General features: G+C 45.3%; 10 protein-coding genes. 6 read left to right on the forward strand and 4 right to left on the reverse strand.

The window, feature by feature from the left end; all coding sequences use genetic code 11:
- Nucleotides 1-365 precede the first annotated feature (365 nt).
- The 3 genes from malG to malE all read right to left on the reverse strand — a co-directional run bounded on the left by malG (nt 366) and on the right by malE (nt 4,123).
- Entirely contained in the window at nt 366-1,256 is an 891-nt protein-coding gene (gene malG, locus BIZ37_RS07315) for a maltose ABC transporter permease MalG (RefSeq protein WP_187460958.1), read from the reverse strand.
- A gap of 11 nt (nt 1,257-1,267) precedes the next feature.
- A complete protein-coding gene (gene malF, locus BIZ37_RS07320; protein WP_187460959.1) occupies nt 1,268-2,866 on the reverse strand; it encodes a maltose ABC transporter permease MalF in 1,599 nt (532 codons plus the stop codon).
- Nucleotides 2,867-2,941: 75 nt separating this feature from the next.
- Nucleotides 2,942-4,123 (reverse strand): maltose/maltodextrin ABC transporter substrate-binding protein MalE, encoded by a 1,182-nt coding sequence (malE, locus tag BIZ37_RS07325; protein WP_187460960.1) that lies wholly within the window; start codon nt 4,121-4,123, stop codon nt 2,942-2,944.
- A 604-nt stretch (nt 4,124-4,727) separates the two neighbouring features.
- Between malE and malK the strand changes: the two genes are divergently transcribed.
- Both malK and BIZ37_RS07335 read left to right on the forward strand, forming a co-directional pair.
- Nucleotides 4,728-5,837 carry a maltose/maltodextrin ABC transporter ATP-binding protein MalK gene (gene malK, locus BIZ37_RS07330; RefSeq protein ID WP_187460961.1) on the forward strand — a complete coding sequence of 370 codons (1,110 nt, stop codon included), beginning with the start codon at nt 4,728-4,730 and terminating at the stop codon, nt 5,835-5,837.
- 206 nt (nt 5,838-6,043) lie between these two features.
- Entirely contained in the window at nt 6,044-6,223 is a 180-nt protein-coding gene (locus BIZ37_RS07335) for a hypothetical protein (RefSeq protein WP_187460962.1), read from the forward strand.
- Nucleotides 6,224-6,289: 66 nt separating this feature from the next.
- Here BIZ37_RS07335 and BIZ37_RS07340 read toward each other — a convergent pair whose 3' ends face one another.
- Entirely contained in the window at nt 6,290-7,480 is a 1,191-nt protein-coding gene (locus BIZ37_RS07340; protein ID WP_187460963.1) for a potassium/proton antiporter, read from the reverse strand.
- A gap of 185 nt (nt 7,481-7,665) precedes the next feature.
- Here BIZ37_RS07340 and BIZ37_RS07345 point away from each other — a divergent pair, with 185 nt between their 5' ends.
- From BIZ37_RS07345 to BIZ37_RS07360, 4 genes are all read left to right on the forward strand, one after another.
- Nucleotides 7,666-8,019 carry a hypothetical protein gene (locus BIZ37_RS07345; RefSeq protein WP_187460964.1) on the forward strand — a complete coding sequence of 118 codons (354 nt, stop codon included), beginning with the start codon at nt 7,666-7,668 and terminating at the stop codon, nt 8,017-8,019.
- A gap of 591 nt (nt 8,020-8,610) precedes the next feature.
- On the forward strand, nt 8,611-9,870 hold the full coding sequence (locus BIZ37_RS07350) for a maltoporin (RefSeq protein ID WP_187460979.1): 1,260 nt from the start codon (nt 8,611-8,613) through the stop codon (nt 9,868-9,870).
- A 124-nt stretch (nt 9,871-9,994) separates the two neighbouring features.
- On the forward strand, nt 9,995-10,810 hold the full coding sequence (locus tag BIZ37_RS07355; RefSeq protein WP_187460965.1) for a MalM family protein: 816 nt from the start codon (nt 9,995-9,997) through the stop codon (nt 10,808-10,810).
- A gap of 116 nt (nt 10,811-10,926) precedes the next feature.
- Complete coding sequence (locus BIZ37_RS07360) at nt 10,927-12,855, forward strand: glycogen-debranching protein (protein WP_187460966.1); 1,929 nt, start codon at nt 10,927-10,929, stop codon at nt 12,853-12,855.
- Nucleotides 12,856-12,906 lie beyond the last annotated feature (51 nt).

Below are 12,906 nucleotides of genomic sequence, written 5' to 3' on the forward strand. Positions count from 1 at the left end.
CACTTTTTATGCCCCTCTAGAATGATTCTATCAGCCACAAATGAAATGTGAAACAAATAAGATGGCAAAAATGACTAAAATTCATCAAATATGCAAGATTTATATTTTTGAGTAAATTGACAATATCAAACGGACAACAAAAACAAAAAAGACTATTTAAAACAGCAATATGGGTTAATACGCAATTTGATTTTCAATAATATAAAAATAGCCTCATCGATTACCACTTTTATAAAAATCAGGCTAAGTATGAATATACAGAGCCATGCCGTATGAACATAATCCTCAATACAAAGTCAACATAAAAGAAAACCCGGATGTTTCCATCCGGGTTTCATTGAGTTAACCGTGTGTAATTTAGGCCGTTAGCCCTTAACACCACCGGCAGTTAGGCCACCAACTAGGAATTTCTGTGCTAACAAGAACACGATAGTAATTGGTAGGGCAGACAATACTGCCGCCGCTGCAAAGTCACCCCACAGGTAGTTCTGCGGGTACAGGTACTGCTGCATCCCAACCGCTAGGGTATAGGTATCTACATCACGTAGTAGTAGTGAGGCAACTGGCACCTCTGTTACCGCAGCGATGAAAGAAAGGATAAATACAACCGCTAGGATTGGCACTGACAGCGGCAACAAGACTAGGCGGAATGCCTGCCATGGTGTCGCACCATCGAGAGCTGCAGCCTCTTCTAGTGAATTATCAATGGATTCGAAGTACCCCTTGATTGTCCATACGTGCAGTGCAATACCGCCCATGTAGGCAAATACAACACCACCGTGGGTATTCATTCCCAAGAATGGAACGTAAGCACCAAGACGGTCAAACAACGCGTACAATGCAACCAGTGCTAGTACAGCCGGGAACATCTGGAAAATCAGCATTGAGCGAAGGATAAGACCCTTACCAACAAACTTCATACGGGCAAACGCATAAGCACAAGTCGTTGATAGTGCAACAATACCAATTGCAGTTAAGCCAGCGACTTTTACTGAATTCCATAGCCAGGTCAGAACCGGGAATGGTGGTGGCGTCACAGAACCATCTGCATGCTGAACTGCAATACCAAGTGCCAGTTTCCAGTGCTCCAGGGATGGGTTAGACGGAATCAGCTCACCCGATGCATAGTTACCTTCACGGAATGAAATAGCGATAACCATCAATAGAGGGAACATAATTAGTGCAAGGAAACACAACATGCCGAAATGCGTTGCCCAAACACGGTATTTTAGCGATTTAGGTTGAACCATTGCCATTATTAGGCTCCTTACTCAGATTCAAGCTTTGTGAACTTCATGTTCAGTAGCGATAGGCCACCAACCAACAGGAAGATGATTGTTGCGATAGCACCTGCCAGACCGAAGTCCTGACCGCCAGCACCTTCGAAGGCAATACGGTAGGTGTAGCTAACTAGTAGATCGGTGTGACCTGCTGGCACGCTGGTACCAATCATATCCGGTGCACCGTTAGTCAACAGCTGAATCAGCACGAAGTTATTGAAGTTAAAGGCAAAGCTTGCAATCAACAGTGGAATCATTGGTTTCACTAGCATTGGCATAGTGATCTTGAAGAAGTTATCCAGTGGCCCTGCACCGTCCATGGCCGAAGCTTCATACAAATCCTCTGGAATGGCTTTGAGCAAGCCCATAGCCAGAATCATCATATAAGGGTAACCCAACCAAGTGTTGACGATAATGATCATGGTCTTAGCCAAGAACGGGTCGGTAAACCATGTCGGGCTAATACCAAATAGGCCCTGAAGTAACTGGTTGATCTCACCAAAGCTTTGGTTGAACAAACCTTTGAAAATCAGAATCGAGATAAATGCCGGTACTGCGTAAGGCAAGATAAGCAGAACCCGGTATACGCCTCGTCCTTTGAGTTCTTCCCATGACACAATCTGTGCCAGGACAACACCCACAGCCAGGGTCAATACAACCGTCAGGCCAGAGAAGACAACCGTCCATACAAAGATCTTGAAGAATGGTCCCTGAATACCTGGGTCGGTGAAAATACGGGCAAAGTTGTCAAAACCGATGCCAACAATAAAGCCAGGTGCAAGCGGTTCGCCAATGAACTGGCCATTCTCATCAATTTGCTGATAGTGACCAATTTCAAAGTTCGGTTTTAGTGTGATGTTTTCACGTGTGTTAACAAGTGTTTCGCCATCATCCTGTACGACATACAAAGGCTGAATTTCAGCGAAAGTACGCAGGCCAGACATCTTAAGGTCTGTACCGTCAGGGGCTTCTAGCGTGATGGCATTAATTGCACTGCGGTTCTGAATTACCGTTTTGAGTGCAGCTTTTGCGCCAACAGGCTCATCTATTGGGCGTAATGAGATCTCTTCATCAGTAGGTAGGGATTTCAAATCATAAAGATCTGTGCTGTACCACTGCTCGCCATCCTTAAGGGCAATACTGAAGCTACCGTCTTGTTCGTACAGTGAGAAGTTAAAGCTATCCCCGCTCTGGTAAGTCTGTTGCGTTAGAACAGACTGAGCACGGTCAAAGCTTAACTGGTTGGTACCACTATAGTTAGTAAACGCCAGTCCTACGGTGTAAAGAAGCGGGAAAATAATGAAAAGAATCATCCCTGCCACACCTGGGTAAATATAACGGTGGGCATAGGTACTCTTACGTGCGAAAACGTATACACCTAGAGAAGTTAGGACTAGGGTTAATAGTGCGAATGCATACTCTCCACGAGCATACATGAGAATAGTCGCATAGCCATTGATTAAACTGACTAACCCTAACGAAGCCCACTTAAGAAAAGCTGCCTTGCTTGAACTTAATTTTGGCTTTGGTTTGTTTGCCATATCGGCATTGGCAACCGACATATCGGCCACTTGATGAGACTGCATTAGAGATCCTCACAGTACTTCAGACGAAGGGGGAGCTAACTCCCCCCTTTTTTACGGTAAAACTAACTTTTTTAATTACTTAGTGATACGCTCTGCCACAGTGTTTAGGGCATCTTCAACTGATTGACGACCAGTTACTACGTTAGTAATTGCCGCTTTTTCTGCATACCAGAATGCAGACATTTGCGGGATGTTCGGCATGATTTCGCCGTTCATCGCATTATCCATTGTAGCTGCAATACGTGAATCAGAATTCAGTTCTTTCTGGAAAGAGTTCAATGCAACAGCACCTAGTGGTGTGTCATCATTCACTTTACGTAGACCGTCATTTGTCAGCAGGTAGTTTTCGATAAACTCAACCGCTAGGTCTTGGTTTGGTGAAGCCGTGCTGATACCAGCCGTTAGTACGCCTACGAATGGCTTCGATGGGTTACCGTTCAGTTTAGGAAGCAGTGTTACACCGTAGTTGATGCCAGCTTTGTCAATGTTTGCCCATGACCATGGACCATTGATAGTCATAGCGACATTACCTTGGTTGAAGCCAGACTCAGCAATTGAGTAATCAACATCAGCAGCAATAACACCTTTATCTACTAGGCTCTTCACGAACTTCATAGAACGCATTGCGCCTTCATTGTTCACACCCACATCTTTAGCGTTGTAGCCTTCAGAGGTAAATTTGAACGCATAGCCACCGTCAGCAGCAAGTACTGGCCAAGTGAAGAACGGTTCTTGTAGGTTCCACATGATGGCTTTTTTACCATCTTTCTGAAGCTCTTTATCTAGTGCTTCAATGTCTTCCCAGTTCTTAGGTGGGTTTGGAACAAGGTCCTTGTTGTAAATCAGAGAAAGTGCTTCAACAGCAACCGGGTAGCCTACGTACTTACCGTTGTAAGAAACAGCATCCCACGTGAAGTCAACGAACTTAGACTTGAATTCAGCTGATGGCTTAACTTCTGCAAGAAGGCCAGCTTGAGCGTAGCCACCAAAGCGGTCGTGAGCCCAGAAGATAATGTCAGGACCGTCACCAGTAGATGCTAGCTGTGGGAATTTTTCTTCCAGGGCATCAGGGTGAGAAACAGTTACTTTAATACCTGTGTCTTCTTCAAACTTCTTACCAACTTCAGCTAGACCGTTATAACCTTTGTCACCATTGATCCAAATTGTCAGTTGGCCTTCCTCAATCGCCGCATGAGCAGAAACTGAGCTAAGTGCAGCTAGGGTACATAAAGCAACTGTGCTAAGGACTTTCTTCATTTTTAACATCCTTCATGATTGTTATTTGTCATGTTGATGAACCTCTTCAACAACACGTTTTTCATGCTCAATCATCTATCAATAAACGATAGTGGGCATCATCCTGAGTCCTACGCCCCCAACACTTATGATTGAAAGCGTGATCTTTATCATTTGCAATAGTGACCCAGATCTAAATATCCCCCTTAAATGTGACACTACGCACATGGTAGCGCCAGTTTTTCGTCCCATCATTAGCAGGAACTATAAAATGTGATCCATACACTCCTCCCCCCCTCATCCCCCTTTTAATTTATGAATAAGGAGGATGTTTCTAGTGCTGGGCTAGGCAAGAATACATCCATACCGATTCGGTAGTTGAAGACACTGTTCTTTTTCAGGTAATGCACTTTGCACTAACCACTTTCATTTTAAAGACGACAGCACCATTTTATTTCTTGGGGAAGTAGATAATTTGGATTTAGTCAGGGTAGGTACAGCAATTCCCTTTAGATAGCTGACTACCCGTTTTTTCTTCAACTACACTGGAAAAATCTTTACCTGCAAGGCGGTAGCACAATAAGATGTGGCCTTGCTGGCAACAACAACTAGAGGAATAGGCTCGATGACGAGTGTTACTTTACGAAATGTATGTAAAGCATATGGAGATAACCTGATTTCCAAAAACGTTGATCTCGATATTGCCGAGGGTGAGTTCGTTGTCTTCGTAGGTCCGTCGGGCTGTGGTAAGTCAACACTACTACGTTGTATCGCTGGCCTGGAAGACATCACTTCAGGTGATCTGTATATCGGTGAAGAGCGCATGAATGATGTACCGCCATCTCAGCGCGGCGTGGGGATGGTTTTCCAATCTTATGCTCTATACCCTCACCTAAACTTATTCGACAACATGTCTTTCGGCATGAAGCTGGCTAAAGCTGACAAAGATGAAACCAAGCGCCGTGTTGACCATGCCGCTGAAATCCTACAGCTAGGGCACCTTCTTGAGCGCAGGCCAAAAGCCCTGTCAGGTGGTCAACGCCAACGTGTTGCTATTGGTCGTACTCTGGTCGCCCAGCCAGATGTATTCCTACTCGACGAACCGCTATCAAACCTTGATGCAGCCTTACGTGTCCAGATGCGTATTGAATTGGCTAAACTGCATAAGCAGCTAGGCTGTACGATGATTTACGTCACCCACGACCAGATCGAAGCAATGACACTTGCTGACAAGATTGTTGTGCTTGATGGCGGCTATGTTTCCCAAGTTGGTAAACCTCTTGAACTTTACCACTACCCGCAGAACCGTTTCGTCGCTGGCTTTATCGGCTCTCCGAAGATGAACTTCATGAGTGTATTCATCGAACAGGCTGAAAAAGACCGTGTCATGGTACAAATGGCCAATGGCAAAGCGTTCTGGATCCCTGTTGACGGCACGACCGTTACCAAAGGTGACCGTATGTCACTGGGTATCCGTCCTGAACACTTAGTACCATGCGAAGAAGCTGATGCTTGTATCGACGGTAAGATACTTGTGGTTGAAAAACTGGGTCACGAAACACAAGTTTACCTAGAGCTAGAGGGCGTTGACGCAGACTTTATTTACCGTCAAGCCGATACCCTTCCAGTCGAAGCTGGCGATACCTTTGAAGTCGGGATCCCTGCAAACCGCTGCCACCTATTCCACCGTGACGGCACAGCTTGCAAACGCCTATACCAAGAGCAAGGCGCATAAATCCATAGAACCCCCAAAAAAAGCTGCCTACATGTGTTGTGTAGGCAGCTTTTTTATACTTGCTTGCCGAAATCCCCCTCCCCCCAACTCCCCATATTGCCACACACGTGGAGCACTCAGTGATCCAAACCTACACTTATTAAGTAGTCATTAAAGTTCCAAATAAAGGAACAGCTAAATATCTAACTTTGATTGAGGACTGGGCTATGGACAATCGAGATAGAATTGAAGACCTTGAACAAAGGATCTACCTGGCATATCAAGAAGGCGACTACCAACAAGCCAAACAGCTTGAGGGGGAAGTACAAAAACTCAGGGGAAAAAATGCACTTTTCGACGCCAAAGAACCCTACTCTATCGAAGGCCGTACCTTTTGGGATGAGTGACATAAGCTCATATACAAAAAAGCGCAGGTGACCCTGCGCTTTTTTTACTGGCGAACTCAACTGGCCTTAGCTTTTCATCCTCAGATCCAGTTTATTGGCTAATGGCTCGAGCAATGACCCCTGTACAATGATGGATATTAATACGATAAAGAAGACCATATGAACCATTTGTTCTGCACCTTCTATACCGGCAGCTGCAGGTATCAAGGCAAAAACAATCGGTGTCGCTCCCTTTAGGCCAATGGCTGAGATAAACAATTTTTTCTTCGTCTCCACCTGCCTAAACGGAAGATAAGTCAGGAACACAGCAACAGGCCGTGCAATTAGGATCAATGCCAATGCAGGAAGGATTGCATACCAAGCATCCGCAGCCAACTCATCCGGGAAAAATTGCAGGCCAAGTATAATAAACATCAAGGCTTGGGCGAGCCAAGACACGCTATTGAAGAAGTGTTTGCTGACCTCTCTACCCCTTTGCAGTTTATTGCCAATGATGACTCCCGATACATAGGAGGCAATCAAAATATTGCCGCCAAGCAATTCACTGCCGTAGGTCGCAATTAGGAAGCACGCAAGGATAAAGACCGGAATCAGACCATACTCTTCCAGTTTTATGGCTTTTAGCAAAGTAACACAAAGTAGTCCAACACTTGCCCCCACCAAAAGGCCCACTGTAATTTGCTGGACTAACTCGACTGAAACCCCAGCAAAGGTAACCACATTTTCAGGCTGGGCCAACATGCCGGTAAGAATCATGATCATTACCAAGGCTACCGGGTCATTGGTTGCGGATTCAAACTCAAGAACGGTATCAGTATTGTGCTTGAGCTTGAGCTTTTTGGATTCGAGGATCGAAAAAACAGCGGCCGCATCTGTTGAAGAGACGACTGCTGCAAACAAAAAGCAAGTCAGCAGATCAAAGCTGGTAATGTAGTAGAGCATGCCTGCCAATATCGAGGTGGTAAGTACGACACCGATCGTAGACAGCATCCCTCCCTCTTTATAGGCCACCTTGATATCATCGGTTTTGGTATTGAGCCCCCCTACAAACACAATAACATTCAAGGCAATGGAGCCAACCATAGATGTCAGCGCAAGGTTATCGTAGACAAAATTAAACTCTCCGTTGCCAAACACCAGTCCAACACCGATGAAGATCAACAAAGAGGGGATCCCCAAAGTTTTTGAGGGTTTGTGCAATAAAATTCCCATGGCAACCAGCGATGCCATCACAACCAACATAATTTCTATAGGCAAGCAAACCTCCAACACAGCAGCTCTTTTTTTCTATTATACAAAACAGAGGCTTACTAATGGCTTAATTTTGTCACCTTATGGTTACAAGCTATTAATTTGATCATCTGCACTTTCCGAGGCGTATTTGTTGAAATTGTCCGAGGCTTTGACGGTCTTGTTATAAGAAGTCCAATAGGAGAATCACGATGAAAAGCCTAACCCAGCTATCTGTGCTTATCGGCACAACTATCTTGATGTCTTTCACCGCCCAAGCCGATCTCAGGGAGATCGGGAGCTTCAAAAACGGCGTTTATGAACCCGGCTATGTCAATTACTCCCATGCACGATCGTCTAGCGACATGGAGCACGGCGGCCTCAATACAACCGGTTTTGTAAACAGCAATGGTGTCTATGAGCCAAATTACCGTAACTATAGAACACAGCCTGACATTCCTGCCGTTCAGCACGAAAAAGAGGATGAATATCTAACCTCAATTGGTACTTATAACAATAACAATGTATACGAGCCGGGTTATGTGAATTACAGACACAAGAAATAACCGCTCAGTATTCTGAGATATAAAAAATATATCGTGATGATGATCATCATTCTAAAAAGATATCTTTGTTATATAAACGAGATTATCATCACATTTATCTTCCAATTGAAGTTCTCTCCTCCCAGATTCCCCCTCATTCCATACCTTCTACGCCCAATATTTGTGTGACTCATATCATATGAAAAATACCAATATGGACCAAAAAATTACTGTTAAGTGATCAGGCGCACATTAATCTCGCTCAAACAGCCCATAGCACAACCCATCAGTACAAAACGTGATCTATACACTCATCCCCTCTCCTCCTCCGCTGGGAGGAGAGGGGTAGGAGGATGTTTAGATTCAAAGGGAAGCGCAATATTAATCCATCAGTTAACGCTACTGAATTTCGAGTTTCACTGTCGAGTTCACTCTTATCTCCGGTGTATTTGAGAGAAGTGACCAGAAGGTCTGGCGGGATAGAAGTTTATCCCGCCAATTTTTAAAAAAAGGATTTCGGGTGGCGGGTTGTATCCAAATTAGTAGCCCACCTCCTAAATAAAGAGCAATTACAAAATAATAACGTTCCATGAAGGAGTTTCAGCGATGAAATTGAACAAAATTTGTCTAACCGCTGCAGCAGTTTCTGCAGCTCTAATGTCTACAGCGACATTTGCAGACAGCGGCGTAGACTTCCACGGTTACATGCGTGCAGGCGTTGGTATCAGTGGTGAAAATGGCCAACAAGTTCAATACAACAAGAACCAGGTCGGTCGTCTAGGTAACGAAAATGACGTTTACGGTGAAATTGGCCTAGGTAAAGAAGTTTACAACCAGGACGGTAAGTCTTTCTACGTTGACTCTATGCTAGCAGTTACTGGCAAAGGCGGTAACGACTGGGAACCACTTGGTGGTGAAGATGAAGGCGATATCGCACTTCGTCAGTTCAATGTTCAGGCGAAAGGTCTATTGAACTTTGCCCCAGAAGCGACACTTTGGGCAGGTAAGCGCTACTACCAGCGTCACGACATCCACATTACTGACCTTTACTACTGGAACATTTCAGGTGCCGGTGCTGGTATCGAAGGTGTTGAAATGGGTCCAGGTAAGCTATCTGCAGCATGGGTTCGCACAGATCGCGAAGACGCAAATGGTAACATCGCAGATCCAGGTAACGAAAATGGTGCACTAAACGTTAATACCCTAGACCTTCGTTATGCGGGTATCCCATTATGGGAGAACGGTTCATTGGAAGTGGGTATCAACTACGCTATTACCAATGAAACAGATGAAGCAACTCAGGAAGCAAAAGATGCTAAAGACGGCGTATTGCTAACCGCTGAATTGACTCAAGGTTTATCTGCAGGCTTTAACAAAACGGTTCTTCAGTACGGTACAGAAGGTTACGGTAAGGCCCTTTCTTACTACGGTGACGGCTCTTGGTACGGCGCTGAAGCTGAAAGCGGCGCAGCTGCATACCGATTGATTAACTGGGGTGTTGTAGGCCTAGGTTCTGATTGGGAAATCGGCCACCAGCTATACTGGGCATCTTCTATTGATGATGTTGAAGCGAACCAAACTGATGACATCACATCATTCTCGGCTGTTGTTCGCCCAACTTACAAGTGGGATGCTAACCACAAAACGCTATTCGAAGCAGGTTACTTCGACAACCAATATGCTGACGGTGGTAAGGCTTCTGGCCAAAAATTCACTATTGCACAAGCTTGGACTGCAGGCGAAAGCTTCTGGGCACGCCCTGAAATTCGTCTATACGCAAGCTACCTAATGGATAACGAAAACGATGATGCATTCGGTACTGGCAACGATACTGAATACAACTTCGGTGTTCAGGTTGAAGCTTGGTGGTAATCGCACTGCTTAACTAATACTCAACAGCCAGTCTTTCAGACTGGCTGTATTTGATTTAGTATGACGCCATTATGAAACTCATTGTTCATTCTAAATCCAATACAGCCAATTCTATGGTGAAAACATGAAGAAAATCCTTCCCCTTTGCATTGCTGCTTCATTGCTTGCCGGCTGTGCTAATAATATCGAAAACATTGATACTGCTGCGGCAGCCAACCAAGCCCAGGTTGACTCTTTGTCTAACCTAAACTGGACACCACTAAAGCTACCTTCAGATGTCACTTTTGAGCTGAACGAAGATAGCCAGACATTGGCTTACAGTGACAGTGCGGGACCGGTTGCAGCATTTCTAGTACCGGCTAACCGCGGTGCTATCACGGTAAACCTGAAGAGTTATGCGACGACAACTCTGTATGCACCGAGCATTAAGGTATTAGACGAAAACAACAAAGAGCTAGAGCACTATAGCTATGCAGATTTTGTCTACAAGCCTGCCAGAATGCTAGAAGGTGACCTTGTGGAAGGCACATTCAGCTTCATCCCTACTTATAACACGGAAGAAGTGAAGGTTCTGGTTTATACCAACCCTCAAGACCTACAAACCTCAACTGAGCTCCTTCACCCTGCCAAAGCGTATGCCCGGGCCCGTAGCACCGTTGAACCAGATATCCCAAACCCACACGCTCAGCATAGCCCTTATGGCAAATTTTCGATGCGTATTTCATCACCACAAATCGATAACGCAAGCGTTGCCTTTACCAAACCAAGAGTCGACCAAGCACCTGCGATGGAAGAAACTCAGGGTTATTACTTGAATTCTATCGAAAATGCTGTCAATAATGGCGACATTAACAAAGCTATGCAACTTCTTGAAGAAGCTGAGCGATTAGGGATCAAAGAGGCACGTCCAACGTTCATCAACGCAGTTGAGAACAAATAACCGGCGTACTCGCTACATAGAGACAAAAAGGCTGTTATAGCCTTAACCAGAAGGCTGCAAAGCGTGAAAATAACGCGATGCGGCCTTTTGGATTTCTTGATTGTTTTGAGGGATACATGAACTGGCAATTGAAAACAGGGTCGATATTTGACTTCGGTACGACCCTTACTGATGAGGGATGTAATTTTGCAATTCATGCCCCGCTCCACCATCATCTAACCTTGGTATTGTTTGATGATAACGACGTCGCAACCTATCTACCTATGGTTGCCCACCACAATGGTACCCACTCACTCTTTGTTTCAGGCTTACCTAGCCATACCAAGTATGCTTACCGAGGTAATCTGAGTGGTGAAATCTGCTGGATTTTAGACCCATACGCAGCGCTGCTGACCGACAACCCTGAATGTCCGAATACCCCTGCCGGACTCACCTACCACCAGCCATTCGATTGGGGGCAAACACGCCACCCCAATATTGATAAAAACAGCACTATTATCAATGAAATCCATGTAAAAGGGTTCACCAAACGCCATCCAGACGTGCCGGAGCACTTACAGGGGAAATTCCTGGGGCTTTGTCATCCAAGCGTCGTAGAACATTTCAAACAACTTGGCGTCACTTCGTTGCAGCTATTGCCTATTGCGACCAGCTATGACGAACCACATCTCCAGGACAAGAAGCTCACCAATTACTGGGGATACAACACACTGAGTTGGTTTGCTCCTGATAGCAAGTTTGCTGTTGAAGACCCGATTTTAGAACTCAAACAAATGGTTAAAACCCTTCACCAAAATAACATTGAGGTTATTTTGGATGTTGTCTACAACCATACTGCCGAAAGTGGTGAAGGCGGGCCAGAGTTCCATTTAAAACGACTCGACAAGTCCTACTACTTGCAAGATGCCAACAAAAACTACCTTAACTTTACCGGGTGTGGAAATACCCTCGATCTTACTTATCAACCAAGTCTAAACATCGTGCTTGATAACCTGAGGTACTGGGTTAAAGAGTTTCAGATCGACGGTTTCCGTTTTGACTTGGCTGCGACATTAGGTCGTAACGGAAATCGCTTCAACAAGGACAGTGCATTTTTCAAAGCCATTGCACAAGACCCGGTCTTGAAACGGGTAAAACTGATTGCCGAACCTTGGGATATCGGCCCGGACGGCTACCAACTAGGCCATTTCCCAGCAGAATGGAATGAATGTAACGATAAGTTCCGCGATACGGTGAAGAGCTACTGGCTATGCCATGAGCGAAACATCAAAGAGTTTGCTACCCGCTTTATGGGGTCAAGGGATCTTTTTAGTGCGGGCTGTTGGCCAGGAAAACTTCCGGTCAATTATGTCGCATACCATGACGGCTATACGCTACAAGATCTTGTGTCATACAACCATAAGCACAACCATGCCAATGGTGAGGATAACCGTGATGGCCATGGTGATAATCGTTCAAACAACCAAGGTATAGAAGGTGAAACAACAAACTATGCTGTTCTGAGCCGTCGTGAACGCCAGAAGCGTAATTTGATGACGACACTGTTGTTTAGCTTTGGTATCCCGCATATTCTTGGTGTCGATGCCTTGTCCCATTCCCAAGGGGGCAATAACAATGCCTATTGCCAGGACAATGAAATTAGCTGGGCTGATTGGACACCCAACAAGGACAAATCGGATTTCACCCAATGGCTATCGACGATGATTGCTCGTCGCCAGCAGTATATGATGCCTTTTATCAGTGCTTTTAGTGGCCATAACAGGGGCCATCACCGTATCCATTGGTGGCGATCAAATGGTCACGTCATGGATGCTGCTGATTGGCAGGGTCTGGAGGCTTTTGCTCTTTACTTGGGCCTTTTCGATTCAGGCAACGAACTGATGTTCCTTATCAACAACTCTGTCATCCCAACCCGCTACCGCCTACCTGAGGGGAGCAAATGGAAAGTGGTTTGTGACACCTCTGAGGCGGCTCTTGGCGATCGCCAAGTCCAAACGACCTATATGCAGGGTGCTCAGTCGCTAACGATCCTGTACCGCGATTAAAGATGAAATCAAACAGCCTAGTTAGATGCTAGGCTGTTTTTTCCACAAAAT

The sequence above is a fragment of the Photobacterium sp. BZF1 genome (assembly GCF_014349205.1).
In the GTDB taxonomy this organism is placed as follows: Bacteria; Pseudomonadota; Gammaproteobacteria; order Enterobacterales; family Vibrionaceae; genus Photobacterium.